The organism is Falsiroseomonas sp. (genome assembly GCF_041690465.1).
In the GTDB taxonomy this organism is placed as follows: domain Bacteria; phylum Pseudomonadota; class Alphaproteobacteria; order Acetobacterales; family Acetobacteraceae; genus Falsiroseomonas.
Genome location: NZ_JAWLHG010000003.1, coordinates 276,274 through 290,649 on the forward strand (window position 1 = coordinate 276,274; position 14,376 = coordinate 290,649).

General features: G+C 74.8%; 16 protein-coding genes and 1 tRNA gene. 9 read left to right on the forward strand and 8 right to left on the reverse strand.

Going from position 1 to position 14,376, the window contains the following annotated elements; all coding sequences use genetic code 11:
• Positions 1-60 precede the first annotated feature (60 nt).
• Positions 61-366, reverse strand: coding sequence for a hypothetical protein (locus ACESM1_RS05270; protein ID WP_372618398.1), 306 nt, complete (start codon positions 364-366; stop codon positions 61-63).
• Positions 367-543: 177 nt separating this feature from the next.
• Here ACESM1_RS05270 and ACESM1_RS05275 point away from each other — a divergent pair, with 177 nt between their 5' ends.
• Positions 544-1,605 (forward strand): AbrB family transcriptional regulator, encoded by a 1,062-nt coding sequence (locus ACESM1_RS05275; RefSeq protein ID WP_372618400.1) that lies wholly within the window; start codon positions 544-546, stop codon positions 1,603-1,605.
• A gap of 19 nt (positions 1,606-1,624) precedes the next feature.
• Here the strand turns inward: ACESM1_RS05275 and ACESM1_RS05280 are convergent, their stop codons facing one another.
• From ACESM1_RS05280 to ACESM1_RS05290, 3 genes are all read right to left on the reverse strand, one after another.
• Positions 1,625-2,623 carry a hypothetical protein gene (locus ACESM1_RS05280; RefSeq protein ID WP_372618402.1) on the reverse strand — a complete coding sequence of 333 codons (999 nt, stop codon included), beginning with the start codon at positions 2,621-2,623 and terminating at the stop codon, positions 1,625-1,627.
• A gap of 81 nt (positions 2,624-2,704) precedes the next feature.
• Positions 2,705-4,822, reverse strand: a complete 2,118-nt coding sequence (locus ACESM1_RS05285; protein WP_372618404.1) for an ATP-binding protein — start codon at positions 4,820-4,822, stop codon at positions 2,705-2,707.
• Between the two features lie 19 nt (positions 4,823-4,841).
• Positions 4,842-5,411, reverse strand: a complete 570-nt coding sequence (locus ACESM1_RS05290; protein ID WP_372618406.1) for an adenine phosphoribosyltransferase — start codon at positions 5,409-5,411, stop codon at positions 4,842-4,844.
• 222 nt (positions 5,412-5,633) lie between these two features.
• Between ACESM1_RS05290 and ACESM1_RS05295 the strand changes: the two genes are divergently transcribed.
• Positions 5,634-5,828, forward strand: coding sequence for a DUF2842 domain-containing protein (locus ACESM1_RS05295; protein ID WP_372618408.1), 195 nt, complete (start codon positions 5,634-5,636; stop codon positions 5,826-5,828).
• A gap of 82 nt (positions 5,829-5,910) precedes the next feature.
• Here the strand turns inward: ACESM1_RS05295 and ACESM1_RS05300 are convergent.
• Positions 5,911-5,987, reverse strand: a tRNA-Pro gene (locus ACESM1_RS05300).
• A 161-nt stretch (positions 5,988-6,148) separates the two neighbouring features.
• Here ACESM1_RS05300 and ACESM1_RS05305 point away from each other — a divergent pair.
• Positions 6,149-6,604, forward strand: a complete 456-nt coding sequence (locus tag ACESM1_RS05305) for a cytochrome c (protein WP_372618410.1) — start codon at positions 6,149-6,151, stop codon at positions 6,602-6,604.
• A 52-nt stretch (positions 6,605-6,656) separates the two neighbouring features.
• Here the strand turns inward: ACESM1_RS05305 and ACESM1_RS05310 are convergent, their stop codons facing one another.
• The gene (locus ACESM1_RS05310; protein WP_372618412.1) at positions 6,657-7,355 is read right to left on the reverse strand and encodes a cytochrome b/b6 domain-containing protein; all 699 of its coding nucleotides are present in this window, start codon (positions 7,353-7,355) and stop codon (positions 6,657-6,659) included.
• 109 nt (positions 7,356-7,464) lie between these two features.
• On the opposite strand from ACESM1_RS05310, the gene ACESM1_RS05315 reads away from it, so the two are divergent.
• Both ACESM1_RS05315 and ACESM1_RS05320 read left to right on the forward strand, forming a co-directional pair.
• Positions 7,465-8,253 carry a hypothetical protein gene (locus ACESM1_RS05315; protein WP_372618413.1) on the forward strand — a complete coding sequence of 263 codons (789 nt, stop codon included), beginning with the start codon at positions 7,465-7,467 and terminating at the stop codon, positions 8,251-8,253.
• Between the two features lie 296 nt (positions 8,254-8,549).
• Positions 8,550-10,058, forward strand: a complete 1,509-nt coding sequence (locus tag ACESM1_RS05320; protein WP_372618415.1) for a LysM peptidoglycan-binding domain-containing protein — start codon at positions 8,550-8,552, stop codon at positions 10,056-10,058.
• Here ACESM1_RS05320 and ACESM1_RS05325 read toward each other — a convergent pair.
• On the reverse strand, positions 10,004-10,492 hold the full coding sequence (locus ACESM1_RS05325) for a hypothetical protein (protein WP_372618416.1): 489 nt from the start codon (positions 10,490-10,492) through the stop codon (positions 10,004-10,006). The genes ACESM1_RS05320 and ACESM1_RS05325 overlap by 55 nt on opposite strands.
• 45 nt (positions 10,493-10,537) lie before the next feature.
• On the opposite strand from ACESM1_RS05325, the gene ACESM1_RS05330 reads away from it, so the two are divergent.
• The 4 genes from ACESM1_RS05330 (at position 10,538) to ACESM1_RS05345 (ending at position 13,460) form a co-directional block, all read left to right on the forward strand.
• Positions 10,538-11,224 (forward strand): phosphatidylserine decarboxylase, encoded by a 687-nt coding sequence (locus tag ACESM1_RS05330; protein ID WP_372618418.1) that lies wholly within the window; start codon positions 10,538-10,540, stop codon positions 11,222-11,224.
• A gap of 2 nt (positions 11,225-11,226) precedes the next feature.
• Positions 11,227-12,117, forward strand: a complete 891-nt coding sequence (locus ACESM1_RS05335) for a CDP-alcohol phosphatidyltransferase family protein (protein WP_372618420.1) — start codon at positions 11,227-11,229, stop codon at positions 12,115-12,117.
• A gap of 93 nt (positions 12,118-12,210) precedes the next feature.
• Positions 12,211-13,050: a c-type cytochrome gene (locus tag ACESM1_RS05340; protein WP_372618421.1), complete on the forward strand. Its 840-nt coding sequence runs from the start codon at positions 12,211-12,213 to the stop codon at positions 13,048-13,050.
• Positions 13,047-13,460 carry a tyrosine-protein phosphatase gene (locus ACESM1_RS05345; RefSeq protein WP_372618422.1) on the forward strand — a complete coding sequence of 138 codons (414 nt, stop codon included), beginning with the start codon at positions 13,047-13,049 and terminating at the stop codon, positions 13,458-13,460. The genes ACESM1_RS05340 and ACESM1_RS05345 overlap by 4 nt, the downstream gene beginning before the upstream one ends.
• Here ACESM1_RS05345 and ACESM1_RS05350 read toward each other — a convergent pair.
• Entirely contained in the window at positions 13,447-14,361 is a 915-nt protein-coding gene (locus ACESM1_RS05350) for a DMT family transporter (protein WP_372618424.1), read from the reverse strand. The two genes, ACESM1_RS05345 and ACESM1_RS05350, sit on opposite strands and share 14 nt — an antisense overlap.
• Positions 14,362-14,376 lie beyond the last annotated feature (15 nt).

Consider the following 14,376-nt stretch of genomic DNA (forward strand, 5'->3'; position numbering starts at 1 on the left):
CCCCACCCGCGCGGATGCTAGCGGCCCGGCGGCCGTGCCGCATCCTCCCGGTGGCGGCGCTCAGCCCTCGAGGTCGAGGTCGGGCTGGGGCGGCGGTGCCGCCGGCTCGTCCGGGCCGGCGGAGCGGTAGGCGGCGATCTCGCGCGGGGAGGGCATGGTGTTGCGCACCTCGCCGACTGCGTCGCGGAACTCCAGGACCACCAGGTTCAGCTCCGAGTCGATGCGGAGATGCGGGTTGCGGATGGAGGGCGCGGAGCCGGCCGCGGCAGGCTCCGGCGTGGCGGCCGGTGCGGGCGGCGAGGCAGGGCCCGGTGCCTCGGCACGAGCGGCAGGCGGCGGGGGCAGGGCGGCGACGTCGCGAATCATCGGTGGCGTTCCGGGCGGCGCCATCCTGGCGGAAGGGGATGGCGGCACCTGATTGGCGCGGCCAATGCCCACCCTATGCGACAGGGGTTGCCGCAAGGTGAACGCACCGCGCGGATCGCACCATCGTTTGACGCGCCCGCGGCGTGAGCCGATGCTGCGCTGCGAGATCACCGCCACTTGCCCCTGCTCCCCCCGCCCCGCCGGCTTCTTTCCGTGCTGCTCACCGTCGCCGTTGCCACCCTCGGCGGCGCGGTGTTCTGGCTGCTGCAGGTTCCGCTGGCGTGGATGCTCGGCTCCATGGCCGCGACCGGGCTGCTGACCTGGCATGAGCGGGCCACGGTGCCGCCGCCGCTGCGGCCGGCGGCGCTGATCATGCTCGGCCTCGGCCTCGGGCAGACCTTCACCGCGCCGGTGATGGCGGCGCTCGCGCTTTCCTTCGGGTGGCTGGTGCTGGCGGGGCTGCTGTCCATCGTCGCCGGCGCGCTGACCTCGCGGCTGTTCGCCCGCATCGCCGGCACCGATGCGGCGACCGGCTACTACGCCTCGGTGCCGGGCGGGGTGGTGGTGATGGCGATCCTGGCGGGGCGCGCGGGCGTCTCGGTGCCCGCGGTGACGCTGGCGCAGACCATCCGGGTGATGATCGTGGTGGTGCTGGTGCCGCCGCTGATCACCTGGCTGGCGCCACGCGGCGGCGCTGCGACCGCGGCCTTCCTGGCAGACCGGCCGGAGGTGCACCTCGCGGGGCTCGCGGCGCTGCTGCCGGGAGGGCTGCTGGCCGGCCTGCTGGCCGGGCGCGTCGGGCTGGCCAATCCGTGGATGCTGGGGCCGTGCTGCCTGATGATCGCGCTCTCCACGGCCGGGATGCTGCCCTCCGGCGTGCCGATGTGGATGGTGGATGCGGCGCAGGTCGGCCTCGGCATGGCGCTCGGCAACCGGATCAGCCGCAGCTTCCTGCTCTCCGCACGCCGTCTGGCGGTGGCCTCGGCGGTGACGACGCTGCTGCTGGTGGCGCTGATGGCCGCGATGGCGGTGGGCTACGCGCTGGTTTCCGGGCTGCCGCTCGGCGCCGTGCTGCTCGGCATGTCGCCGGGCGGGATGCCGGAGATGACGATCACCGCCAAGGCGCTGGAGCTCGGCGTGCCGCTGGTGCTGGGTTTCCACCTCGTGCGGATGCTGGTCTGCAACCTCACGGTGGCACCGATCTGGCGGCTTGCAGTGCGGCTCGGCCTGGCGAGGTAGACGCGCCGCGCCAGCCGGGTCAGCCGGCCTGCCAGCCCAGGCGCCGGTGCAGCCATTCGCGGTACGCCAGGGCCACCTCGGGCTGTGGGCACATCGTCGCAAGCGCATCGGCTGCCTGCTGCGCCGCCAGCAGCCGCGTGCCGGCCGCCGCGGCTTCGGGCTCGTCCTCGATCCAGCGCCGCGCCGCGCCGCGCCACAGCGCCACCGAATCGGAGGCGGTCAGCGCCGGCAGCACCAGCAGGCCGCGGATGCGCAGCGCCGCACCGGCCGCGCGGACAGCGGCGACCAGGTCGGGCGCGGCCGGATCGGCCAGCAACTCGCCCAGTGCCGGCAGGTCCGGCAGCGCCGGATCGCGCGCCCCGGCCGGGCCGTCGAAGGCGAACCACGGCGTCAGGCCGAGCGCCGCGGCGCGTTCCATCGCCCCCGGGCCGGTCATCACCGCCGCATCGGCCGCCCCGGCCGCCACCGCCGCCTCCGCCGACATGCCGGCCGGCAGCACCACCGCGCTGCCGGTCGCGCCGAGCGCCTCCAGCGCGAGCAGCGCGGCGGTCTCCGGCGCGGCGGGGGAGGGGGTGGCCAGCCGGACCGACTGGTCGGCGGCCGCGCCGCGCCCGGCCAGGATCGCCGGCTGGAGGCTGCCGGCCACGGCCGGCCACAGGCGAGGCTCGAAGCGCGCGCGCGGATCGCCGACCAGCAGCGCCTGCGCGGCGAGGCCCGGCAGCAGCAGCAGCACCGGATGCTCGACCGGCATGGAGGTGGCGAAGCGGTTGGCGGCGGTGATGCCGTCGGGCCCGCCGACCACTGCGAAGCGCAGCGCGGCGGCCTGCACCAAGCCACGCGCAAGGCCGCGCACCGCCTCGCCGGCGAGGCGCGCGCCCGCGCCCTCCTGCGGGCCCGGCGCGATCAGCAGGGCGGCTTCCGGCACGCCGGTGGCCGCATGCAGCGGCGAGGCAGCGCCACTGGACACGGCCAGCGCGACCCCGAGCAGCCCCCTGCGGGTGGCGAGCAGACGGGTCATTGCCTCCGGCCTCCCTTCGGTTGGGCGTCCAACTAGCCTCCCGAATGGGGCGAAAAGGTGGCGAGGGGTCGCCGGCCCGGTCTACCCGTCGCTGCCGGCGGTCACGCCGGCGGCGCGCGCCAGGGCGGCGAGGGTGCGTTCCACCAGCCTTGGCAGGGCGCCGATCACCGCCGCCAGGGCGGCTGGATCGGCGGCGCCGGCGGCGCGCTCCAGCGCCGTCGCGGCTTCCCGCAGGGCGGCGGCGCCGAAGGTGCCGGCGGCGGATTGCAGGGCATGGGCCTCCGCCTCCACCGCCGCCGGCGATGGGTCGTCGGCGAGCCGGCGCAGCCGCGCCAGCGTCTCGGCGGCGAAGACGCCGATCAGGTCCGGCAGGCGCCCCGGCCCGACAGCGGCGCGCAACTCCTCCAGCGTTTCGCGCACCAGCAGGGCGTGGGCGGGGCCGGGCTCGGCGGCCGGGGCGGCGGCGCGGGCCGGCACCGAGGCCAGCAGCGCGGCCACCGCGCCGAGCAGCCCGGCGCGGTCCACCGGCTTGGCGAGATGTGCGTCCATCCCCGCGGCCAGGCTGCGCTGCACGTCGCCCGGCATGGCGGAGGCGGTGAGCGCGAGGATGCGCACCCGCCCGGCCGCCCCTTCCAGCGCGCGGACCCGCCTGGTCGCCGCGTAGCCATCGAGGCCCGGCATGTGCACATCCATCAGGATCGCGTCGTAGGAGCCGCTTGCCGCGGCGGCGACGGCGCTTTCGCCGTCGCGCACCAGGTCCACCGCATAGCCGGCCCGGCGCAGGATGGCGGCGGCGACCAGCTGGCTTGCCTCGCTGTCCTCGGCGAGCAGCAGGCGGGCGAAGGGGGCGTCGCCGGGCACCCGGCGCGGGCTTACGTCGCCGGGCACCCGGCGCGGGATATCATCGCCGGGCGTCCGGCGCGGGACAGGGGCTTCCGCGGCGCGGGGGGAGCGCGCCTCCTCCGGCGCGGGCGCCGGCAGGGCGGGCGCATCAGCCTGCGCCGGCCTGAGCGGCAGGTCGAATCGGAACACGCTCCCCGCGCCGGGCTCGCTCTCCACGTCGATCTCGCCGCCCATCAGCCCGACCAGCCGGCGGCAGATCATCAGCCCGAGCCCCGATCCGCCATGCCGCCGCGCGGTGCCAGCATCGGCCTGCTGGAAGCGGCGGAACAGCCGGCGGCGGAGCGAGGCCGGGATGCCGGCGCCGGTGTCGCGCACCTCCACGACCAGGCGCTCGCCCTCGCGCCCTTCCTCCCGAGCGCCTGCGCCCCCATGCTCCCGTGCGCCTTCGCCCCCATGTCCCCGCGCGCCTTCGCGCGACAGCTTGATCTCGACGGTGCCGGCGGCGGTGAACTTCACCGCATTGTCCACCAGGTTGAGCAGCACCTGCCGGAGGCGCCGCGGGTCGCCCATGATGCGCGGCGGCAGCGTGGCATCGAGGCTCGCGGACAGCCGCAGCCCCTTGTCGGCGGCGGCGGCGGCCTGCAGCGCCAGCACCTCCCGCATCGGCTGGCCGGGCGCGAAGGCGAGCTCCTCCAGCTCCAGCTCGCCGGCCTCGATGCGGCTGAGGTCGAGCAGCTCGTTCACCGTCCACAGCAGCGTCTCGCCCGACCGCCGCGCCGTCTCGGCATAGGCGCGCTGCTCCGCGTCCAGCGGCGTGTCGAGCAGCAGTGAGAGCGTGCCCAGCACGCCGTTCAACGGCGTGCGCACCTCATGGCTGACGAAGGCGAGGAAATCGGACTTCTCGGCGGAGGCGCGCTCGGCGGCACGCCGGGCAAGCACCTCCGCGCGCTGCGCGCGACGCGCGGCTTCCTCCGCCCGCACGCGCTCGGTCACGTCGTGCTGGATGCCCATGAAGTAGATCAGCTTCCCCGCCGCGTCGTGCACCGGGGAGATGTGCAGCTCGTTCACGAAGCGCTTGCCGTCGCGCCGGTAGTTCACCAGCCGGATGTCGAGCGGCCGCGCCGCCGCCAGCGCCTCGCGCAGCCGCGCCACGGCAGCAGGGTCGGTGCCTGGCCCCTGCAGGAAGCGGCAGTTGCGGCCGATCACCTCCGCCGGCGGGTAGCCGGTGATCCGGTGGAAGGCGGGGTTGGCGAAGACGATCGGGCAATCCGGCTGGTTCGGATCGGAGATCACCACCCCTGTCGGCGCCGCGGCGACCGCGGCGGCAAGCGCGTCGGCGAAGCGCGCTGCCTCCACCACGGCCGCCCGGCCGCCCTCACTCGTCGTAGGCGACGAGCGCTTCGAACGGGACATCGAGGCGTTCACGGCCCTTCAGGAAGGTCAGCTCGATCAGGCAGGCGGCGCAGGGCACCACCGCGCCGGCCTGCCGCAGCAGCGAGATGCCGGCCGCCATGGTGCCGCCGGTGGCGAGCAGGTCGTCCAGCACCACCACGCGCATGCCCTTCTCGACGGCGTCGGCCTGCATCTCGATCCGATCGGTGCCGTATTCGAGCGCGTAGTTCAGCCCGATGGTCAGCCCCGGCAGCTTGCGCGGCTTGCGCAGCATGACGAAGCCGAGGCCAAGTTCGAGCGCCAGCGGCGCGGCGACCAGGAAGCCGCGGCTTTCGATGCCGGCGAGCATCGTCGGCTTGTGCGGCGCCACGATGTCGGCCAGCCGCGCCATCGCGGTCCGCCAGGCGCGGCCGTGCCGGAGCAGGGTGGAGATGTCGTAGAAGAGGATCCCCGGCTTCGGGAAATCTGGGATGCCGCGGATGTGCTGCCTGAGGTCGAGGCCCGGATCGGATTCGAGCCGCGAGAAGGCGGCGGTGCTGGGCTGGTCATTCATCGTGCGTATCGCGCGGCTCCGTTCGGGCGGTCGGCACGACGCACGAAACCCGCCCGCGCGCGGTGCGGGGGTGGTCCGGATCGCCAGCCTTCCTCGCTTCGGAAGCTACGCTGGCACGGGGCGCCGCCGCAACCGGCTTGGCGGCCACCGGCGGCGGCGCGGCTCGGGCCGCCTGCGGCAGCGGGGCTTGGCGATGTGCAGGGGTTGGGCCACATCGGCGAAATGCCCCGCCCGCTTCTTGCCCTGCTCGCCGGTGTCCTCGGCTTCCTGCTCTATGTCGGCATCGTGGTGGCGGTGGCGGACTGGGTCTTGGCGCTGCACTGGCTGGTGCAACTGGCCTACTTCCTCATCGCCGGCATCGCCTGGGTGCCGCCGGCACGCGCACTGATGTTCTGGGCGGCGCGCAGCGGGGGGTGAAGCGATCCGGCGTGGGAGGCTGAGAAAGAAAAAACCCCGCCCGGGATCGCTCCCGGGCGGGGTTCCTGCGCCGCGCGCGTTCTGGTCGGAGTGAGAGGATTCGAACCTCCGGCCCCTGCGTCCCGAACACAGTGCTCTACCAGGCTGAGCTACACTCCGGCATGCGCGTGCAAGGCGCGTCCGGCCGCATCGCGGCGAGGCGGGCCGTATAGCGAAGCGGCGGCGGGGGGGCAAGCCGGGGTCACAGTTCGTGACGCGGAGCGCGGTTGTGTCGCCACGCTCATTGCGCGAGGCTTCGTTGCCAAAGTGGAGAAACCGGAATGCAGGCATGGGTCTTGGCCGCGGCAGTCGCCGCGGGCGTGGGAGTGGCTGGCGTTGCGCTGGCGCAGGGGGATGTGGTGGCCGAGCGCCGCACGGGCCTGCGTGAGATGCAGGCGCATATCGAGGCGATCGGCGCCATTGTGCAGTCGCGCGGCGACCAGCGCCAGATCGTCGAGCGGGTGGACCAGATGGTCCCGTTCTACCGCTCCCTGCCGGGGAGATTCCCGGCTGCCACGCTGACCCCGCCCGTCGCGCAGGGCACGGAGCCCGGCCAGACCCGAGCCCTGGCGGCGATCGAGGCCAACCGCGCCGTCTTCGGCGCGCGCGCGGAGGCGATGGTTGCGGCACTCGGCACGCTGCGCACAGCCGCCGCTGCCGGCTCCGTGACGCCGGACGCCGTCCGCAGCACGATCGGAACCTGCATCGCCTGCCACCGCGACTTTCGCGGCCGCTGAAGCGCCCCGTGCGCCGCCGCTCCGGCCCCTGGGGCCAGGCTGGACAGCCCGGCTAGAAGGCCGGCAGCGGCGCGCGCGAGGCGATCGCGAAGACCAGCGCGGCCGAGAGCGCCAGCAGCACCAGGGCGCGCAGCGGCCCCGCCATGCGCGGCGGCCGCACCGGTGCCGTGGCGGGCACCGCGAGCCGGCCGGTGATCATCGCCCGCACCAGGTTGCGCCCGAACACCACGCGGTAGGCGATCACAGCCAGGATGTGCAGCGCCGCGCCACCGACGATGACCCAGAACACCGTCAGGTGGACCGAGCTGGCCAGGCTGTTCCATCCCTCGTCCACCGTACGCGCCAGCGGGCCGCGGTTGAACACCAGGTCGTCGGCGAACAGCCCGCTCGTCGTCTGCGCCAGCAGCAGCGCGAGCAGCAGCAGCACCACCCAGCCGCCGGCCGCGTTGTGCCCGACCTCCGGCGGCGCTGCGCGGTCGCGCAGATGCGCGAAATGCCGCAGCGCCGCGGCCGGGCCGCGCAGGAAGCTGCCGAACCGCGCCGTCTCGGAACCGACCAGGCCCCAGGCGATGCGGAACAGCACCAGCGTCAGGATCGTGTAGCCGGAGAGGAAATGCAGGCGGAAGAACTCGTTCTCCGCCGCCCACCAGGAAAAGGGCAGCAACACCACCAGCGCCCAGTGCACCAGCCGGACCCAGGGATCCCATACCGCAAGCCGCCGGGTCGGCGCGCTCCTCTCCTCGCCCGTCATGCCGCCATCCGCCTTCGCATCTGCACAGTCTGGCCGGCCGTTGCTGCGCCGGGCAAGTTTCCGACGGTGACGATTGCCCACCACCGGCCGGGGCAGGCAGGAAGGCGCCATGGATCTCATCGAGTCGCTGCGGCCCTATCACGGCGCGGCGCTGGCCTTTGCCGTCGCGATTGCCGCCGTCCTCGCGGCCCGCGCGCTGCGCCGCCCGCTGCCGGGCGGCGTTGCCGCCGGGATCGGCGCGCTTGCCGGCTGGTGGTTCGCCTTCGGGCTGCTGACCGCCTCCCCGCGGCAATTGCCGGAGCGGCTGCCCCTGCTGCTGCTGGTGCTGGTGCTGGCGGTGCCGCTGCTTGCGGCGCTGGCGCGGCGCTGGCGCTGGTTGGCGCTGCCGGGCGCGCTGCTCGGCGCCGGCTGGGTCGGCTGGTGGATGGCCGGGGCACCGCTGACGATGCCGGATCTGCGACGCGCCGGGATGGTGCTCGTCGCCGTGGCGGGCGCGACGCTGCTGCTGGCGCTGCGCGGCGGGCCGCGCTGGGCGGGACCGGTCGCCGCTGCCGCGCTGCTCGGCGGGCTGGCGGCGGCTGCCCTGCCAGGGCCCTATGTCGTGCTCGGCGCGGCGCTGTTCGCCGCCGCCGCGGGGGTGGCGGCGCTCGGCCCGCGGGGCGGCGGGGCGGCGCCCATGCTGGATGCGCTGCCGCTCGCCGGCGCGCTCGCGGCGCTGGCAGCCATCCCGGTGATCGCGCGCGGCGCGCCGGCCGATTGGGCGGCGGCGGCCGCGCCGCTCGCCGCGCTGGCGCTGGGTGCACCGGCCGGGGCCCGGCTCGGCGGGCGGTTCGGGGCCCTGTTCGGGGCGGTGTTGGCTGGCGCTGCCTGCGCGACTGTCGCGTTCCTGATCGCATGACAGACATTTGAGTTGACCTTCCTCCTTGTGGTCCGGCGGGCGAGACGCGTAGTTTTGTGGACATGACGTCCAGCGGGCGGGCTCTCCTCATCGTCGTGGTGGTTTCCGCGGGGCTTTCGGCCTTCGTGGCGGGGCGATTCCTTGCCGATGTGTCGCCTTCCGCAACGATCTCCGCCGCGGCGCCTGCCGCATCGGCCCCGGTCGCCGAATCGCGGCCGGCTGCGCCCTCGCCGGCAACGCCGCGCACGGCCGCCGCTGCCGCGCAGCCTTCCGCCGCCGCTGTGCAGCCCGTCGCCATGCCAGCACCCGCCCCGGCGAAGCCGCCAAGCTTCGACGTGGTGCGGGTCGGTGCCCGTGGCGTCGCCGTGGTCGCCGGGCGCGCCGCCGCCGGCGCCGAGGTCGTGCTGTTCGACGATGGGCGTGAGATCGGCCGCGCGCGGGCCGATCCGCGCGGCGAGTGGGTGATCCTGCCCTCCGAGCCGCTGCGCCCCGGCACCCGCCAGTTCTCGCTGCTCGCCCGGCTTGGCGGCACGGATCTGGCCGGGCCGGATGTCGTCGTGGTCTCGGTGCCCGCGCCGGCCCCGGCGATCGCCGAGGCATCCCGCCCTGATCCGGACGGCGCCGCCCGCACCGAGGCCGCCCTGCGCGCCGAGGCGGCCGCCCGTGCCGAAGCCGTCGATCGCGCGGAGGCGGAAGCCCGCGCGCTCGCGCAGGCCGAGGCCGCCCACCGGGCCGCGGAGGCCGCCATCGCCGCCGCCCACACCGAAGCCGAACGTGCCGAGACCGCGCGCCAGGCCGCGGCGCGCCAGGCCGTCACGCTGGCCGAGGCCTCGCAACGCGCGTTGCAGGCGCGCCGCCGCGCCGATCTCGCCGCCGTCGAGGCCGCCCGCGCCGAGGCGGCGGAGCGCCGGGCGATCCAGGACGAAGCACCCGATCAGCAGGCCGCCCGCGCCGAGGCCGAGCGTCGCCGCCGCGCCGAACTCGCCGCGGCCGAACTGGCCCGGCAGGAAGCCACCCGCCGCGATGCCGCGCGTCGCGAAGCCGTCCGCCTGGAGGCGGAGGCGCGCCGCCGCGCCGACCTCGCCGCGGCCGAGGCCGCCCGTGCGGAGGCGGCGCGCCAGCAGGCCGCACGCGCCGACGCCGCGGTGCGGCAAGCCGCCCGTCTGGACGCCGAGGCGCGCCGGCGCGTCGAGACCGCCGCCGCCGAGACCTCCACCGCCGAGGCCGCCCGGCTCGCCGATGTCGCGCCGCGCGCGGCACCCGCGCAGCCGCTGGTGGTGCTGCTGCCGCAGGCGCAGGCGACGCCGCGCGTGCTGCAGGGCCCGGCGCCGCGGCAGGGGCTCGCGCTCGGGCTGGTGGATTACGACGAGGCCGGCAGCATCCGCTTCGCCGGCACCGCGGCGCCCGGCGCGACGGTGCGCCTCTATGTCAACGACCGGCACGCCGGCGACGCCAAGGCCGATGCCCAGGGGCAATGGGCGCTCGCGCCCGGCGAGACGATCGCCTATGGCCGCCACCGGCTGCGGCTCGACCAGATCGCCGCGGCGGGGGCGGTGGCGGCGCGCATCGAGGTGCCGTTCCAGCGCGACCGCGTGGCCGAGGGCCCGGCGGCGGAGGGCCGCGTTGTGGTGCAACCCGGCAACAATCTCTGGCGCCTGGCGCGGGCCGCCTATGGCAGCGGCATGCGCTTCACGGTGATCTACGAGGCCAATCGCGACCAGATCCGCAACCCGGACCTGATCTTCCCCGGTCAGGTCTTCGCGCTGCCGCCCGAGACGCCGGCGGAGTCCAACCGGTCCAGATAGGGGTCGAGCGCCAGCGCGAAGCCGACCATCGCGGCGACCAGCGCGATCGCCGTGGTCGGCGCCGGCAGCGGCACACCGGTTTCCAGCCGCAGCCGATGATCCGGCAGCACGCGCAGCCGCCAGCCTTCCGGCAGTTCCAGCGGCAATTGCCCGATCGCCGCGAGCGTGGCGGCACGGTCCACCGGCCGTTCGGCGGTGTAGGGCACCGCCCCGGCACTCACCGCCAGCCGGAGCCGGCCATCGGCGATCCGCGCCTCGCAGGCGCGGCCGCGCCAGGCGAAGCGCAGCGCCGGCACGCCGGTGGTGCGCAGCCCGCCATCCGGCTCCACCAGGAAGGGTCCGTGCGGGAAGGGCCCGTCGGGGAAGCCCTCCCCGGCCAGGAGCGCGCTCGGAACGCCGCCCGACGCTGGCGGAATGTCGTGGATGGCATGCATGCGCCCTTGTTGTCCGGAGGTGGTGAAGGGACCATAACCGCGAGCATGAGCCTTGCCTCCACCATCCGCCTCGTCATCGCCAAGCCGCACCCGGTGGGCCGCCCCTTCATCTGGGGCGGCGCCGGTGTTGCCGTGGTGGGCGGGGCCATCCTCGGCGCTTGGCTGTTCTGGCTGGGCGTAGCCTTCACCCTGTTCTGCCTGTATTTCTTCCGGGATCCGGAACGATATCCGCCAACCGGGCGCAATATCGTGGTGGCGCCGGCGGATGGCCGCGTGGTCTCCGTCGCGCCCGCCGTGCCGCCGCCCGAGCTCGGCCTGGGCGACACCCCGCGCTGGCGGGTGGCAATCTTTCTTTCCGTTGTTGACGTGCATGTGAACCGCATGCCGATCGAAGGACGCGTCACGCGCATCGCCTATCGCCACGGCGCCTTCGTCAACGCCGCCCTCGACAAGGCGAGCGAGGACAATGAGCGCAACGCGCTGGCCATCCGGACCACCGATGGGCGCGACCTGGCCGTGGTGCAGATCGCCGGGCTGATCGCCCGGCGCATCGTCTGCACCGTGCGCGAGGGCGATCAGGTGCAGACCGGCGAGCGCTTCGGCATCATCCGCTTCGGCAGCCGCACCGATCTCTACCTGCCGCCGGGCGTGCGCTCCACCGCGCTGGTGGGCCAGACGATGATCGGCGGCGAGACGGTGATCGCGGAGCTGCCCCCGCTGGTGGCGCGCTGAGCATGGAGCCGCAGCGCGCCCCGCCGCCGCTGCACCGCCTGCGGCGGCGCTTCCGCCCGCGCACGCGGCCGCGCTTCGAGGGGCTGAGCTTCAACCGGCTGATCCCGAACATCCTCACCATGCTCGGCCTCTGCGCCGGGCTGGTGGCGATCCGTTTCGCGATCGACGGGCGCTGGCCGCAGGCGGCGACCTTCATCGTCGTCGCCGGCGTGATCGACGGGCTGGACGGGCGGCTCGCACGGCTGCTGAAGGCGACCAGCCGGTTCGGCGCGGAGTTCGACAGCCTGGCCGACTTCCTCTCCTTCGGGGTGGCGCCGGCGCTGGTGCTCTATCTCTGGTCCCTGCACACGGTCGGGCCGCTGGGCTTCGTGCCGTGCCTGTTCTTCGCCGTCTGCTCGTCGCTGCGGCTGGCGCGGTTCAACGCCGCGCTCGACATCGGGCCGGGCAAGCCGAAGCCGGCCTATGCCTACAACTTCTTCAGCGGCGTGCCGGCGCCGGCGGGCGCCGGCTGCGCGCTGTTCCCGCTGTTCCTAGCCATGGCGCTGGACGAGCGCGGCTGGCTGGCGACGGCGGAATGGATCCGCCACCCGGTGCTGGCCGGAATCGTGCTGGTGGGGGTGGGCGGGCTGATGGTCAGCACCTTGCCCACCTGGTCGTTCAAGAACTTCAAGGTCCCGCGCGAGGCGGTGCTGCCGCTGCTGCTCGGCGTCGGGCTCTTTGTCGCGCTGCTGGTGGCGGAGCCCTGGGCGGCACTCGCCGCGGCGGGCATCATCTATCTCGGCATGCTGCCCTTCTCCGTCCGCTCCTACCTGGCGCTGAAGCGGGAGGCGGAGGCTTTGATCGAGCAGGTGCCGGAACCCGCCGCGTCGAAGCCGGCCGCCAACGCGCCCTGACCGGACGTTCCGGCAATGTCATTGCCGGGCCGGCGGGGTCCCATGCATGATCCTGACCGCGCGGCGCCGCCGCGGTTGGGGAAGGAACAGTTCATGCGATGGATGCTGGGCGCGGCGGTGGCCGCGTTGTGCTTCGCCGCGCCCGGCGCGGCCCTGGCGCAGGAGGCCGCGCTCCTCGAGCGCGGGCGCTACCTGGTCGAGGTGACCGGTGCCTGCGGAAATTGCCACACGCCGATGGGCCCCCAGGGCCCGCTGCCTGGCCGCCACCTGGCGGGCGGCACCGTGTTCGACGAGCAGCCCTTCCGCGCGGTCGCGCCCAACATCACGCCGGACCCGGAGACGGGGATCGGCCGCTGGACCGATGCGCAGATCGCCACCGCCATCCGCGAGGGCAAGCGGCCGGACGGCAGCATCATCGGACCGCCCATGCCCATGGCCTTCTACCGCGGCCTTGCGGATCGCGACCTCGCCGCGATGGTCGCCTATCTCCGCACCGTGCCGCCGGTGCGCAACGCCGTGGAGAAGAGCGTCTATCGCATCCCGCTGCCGCCCTCCTACGGCCCGCCGGTGGCCAGCGTGGCGATGCCGGCCGAGGATCCGGTGGCGCGCGGCGCCTATCTCGCCGGGCCGGTCGCGCATTGCCTGGAATGCCACACCCCGATGCTGCCGAACGGGCACAGCGACATGACGCGGCTCGGCGCCGGCGGCATGGTGTTCCGCGGACCCTGGGGCGAGACCGTCGGCCGCAACATCACCCCGCATGCGCTGCGCGACTGGACCGATGCGGAGATCGAGCGGGCGATCCGCACCGGCGTCTCGCGCGACGGCTCGCGGCTGCGGCCGCCCATGGCCTTCTGGGCGTATCAGCACATGTCGCCGCGGGACATGGGCGACCTGATCGCCTATCTGCGGAGCATGCCGGCGCAGCAATGACGATCCGGGGCCGCCTGCCGCTGACCGTGGCGGGCCGCGCGGTGACCATCACCGGCGGCCCCTTCGACGCGATTCCGGAGGGTGCCTTCGGCGTCTGCCTGGAGCCGGATGCGGTGAAGGCCTGGCTAGCCGATGTCGCTTTGCCGGTGCCGGATTACGGCGTGCCGGAGCCGACGGCCCTTCGCGCGGCCGTCGCCGCCGTGCTGGCGCAGCTCGAAGCGGAGCCGGGGCGCCCGGTGCATGTCGGCTGCCGCGCCGGGATGGGGCGCACCGGCCTGTTCCTCGCCTGTCTGGCGCGCGCAGCGGGGGTGGAGGGCGACGCGCTGGACCATGTGCGCGCCCATTACCTGCCGCATGCCGCGGAGACGCCGGAGCAGGAGGCGATGGCCCGCGCCTTCACTTGGCCCTGAGGCGCGCCGGCAGCAGCCGCCCGTCGATCGCCAGCAGTCCGAGCCCGATCACTGCCATGCCGGCCAAGTGCCGCGGCGCCAGTTCCTCCTCCAGCACCAGCGCGCCGAGCAGCAGCGCGGTGACGGGCACCAGCAGCGTCACCAGCATCGCATTCGTCGCGCCGGCGCCGGCGAGGATGGCGTAGAACAGCGCATAGGCCAGCGCGGTCGCCAGCAGCCCGAGCGCCAGCAGCGCGGCCACCGCCTCGCCCGGCGGCGCGGGCAGGGCCCAGGGACGGTCGAACAGCAGGACTAGCGGCAGCATCATCAGCGCCGCGACGGTGCACTGCCCGGTGGCCGCCGTCAGCGGCGCCAGCCGCGCCCGGCGCACCCGGCGCGACCACACGCCCGACAGCCCGTAGGAGAGGCAGGCCACGAGGCAGAGCGCGATGCCGAGCAGCTCCGCCCCGTGTCCGGCGGTAAAGGCCGCCGGCCCGGCCAGGACCGCCACGCCGAGCAGCCCGGTCAGCGCACCGGCCAGCCGGTTCGTGGTGAGTTTCTCGTCGCTCGTCAGCCAGTGCGCGCAGAGCACCGCGAAGACTGGCGTCGCGGCGTTCACCACCGCGGCGAGGCCGGAGGGGATGTACTGCTGCCCGACCACGATCAGCGTGAAGGGGATGGCGTTGTTGAGCAGCGCCATGCCGCCGCAGGCCATCCAGGCCTCCCGGCCGCGCGGAAGTGCCAGCCCGAGTGCCTGGCACGCCAGCGCCAGCGCAGCGGCCGCGAGTGCAACGCGGGCGAGGACGATGGTGAAGGGCGGGAAGCCCCGCAGCGCCACCGCCATGAAGAAGAACGACCCGCCCCAGACCAGCGCGAGCAGCAGCAGCAATCCCCAGAGGCGTGGCGTCATCGGACCCGGCATGGCTGCTGTCTCGGC

Bases quoted from the DNA above. Each gene is read 5' to 3' on its own strand.
- ACESM1_RS05270 (WP_372618398.1), bottom strand. From the start codon at position 366: ATGATTCGCGACGTCGCCGCCCTGCCCCCGCCGCCTGCCGCTCGTGCC.
- ACESM1_RS05280 (WP_372618402.1), bottom strand. From the start codon at position 2,623: ATGACCCGTCTGCTCGCCACCCGCAGGGGGCTGCTCGGGGTCGCGCTG.
- ACESM1_RS05290 (WP_372618406.1), bottom strand. From the start codon at position 5,411: ATGAATGACCAGCCCAGCACCGCCGCCTTCTCGCGGCTCGAATCCGAT.
- ACESM1_RS05295 (WP_372618408.1), top strand. From the start codon at position 5,634: ATGCCCCGCCCGCTTCTTGCCCTGCTCGCCGGTGTCCTCGGCTTCCTG.
- ACESM1_RS05305 (WP_372618410.1), top strand. From the start codon at position 6,149: ATGCAGGCATGGGTCTTGGCCGCGGCAGTCGCCGCGGGCGTGGGAGTG.
- ACESM1_RS05310 (WP_372618412.1), bottom strand. From the start codon at position 7,355: ATGACGGGCGAGGAGAGGAGCGCGCCGACCCGGCGGCTTGCGGTATGG.
- ACESM1_RS05315 (WP_372618413.1), top strand. From the start codon at position 7,465: ATGGATCTCATCGAGTCGCTGCGGCCCTATCACGGCGCGGCGCTGGCC.
- ACESM1_RS05320 (WP_372618415.1), top strand. From the start codon at position 8,550: ATGCCAGCACCCGCCCCGGCGAAGCCGCCAAGCTTCGACGTGGTGCGG.
- ACESM1_RS05325 (WP_372618416.1), bottom strand. From the start codon at position 10,492: ATGCATGCCATCCACGACATTCCGCCAGCGTCGGGCGGCGTTCCGAGC.
- ACESM1_RS05330 (WP_372618418.1), top strand. From the start codon at position 10,538: ATGAGCCTTGCCTCCACCATCCGCCTCGTCATCGCCAAGCCGCACCCG.
- ACESM1_RS05335 (WP_372618420.1), top strand. From the start codon at position 11,227: ATGGAGCCGCAGCGCGCCCCGCCGCCGCTGCACCGCCTGCGGCGGCGC.
- ACESM1_RS05340 (WP_372618421.1), top strand. From the start codon at position 12,211: ATGCGATGGATGCTGGGCGCGGCGGTGGCCGCGTTGTGCTTCGCCGCG.
- ACESM1_RS05345 (WP_372618422.1), top strand. From the start codon at position 13,047: ATGACGATCCGGGGCCGCCTGCCGCTGACCGTGGCGGGCCGCGCGGTG.
- ACESM1_RS05350 (WP_372618424.1), bottom strand. From the start codon at position 14,361: ATGCCGGGTCCGATGACGCCACGCCTCTGGGGATTGCTGCTGCTGCTC.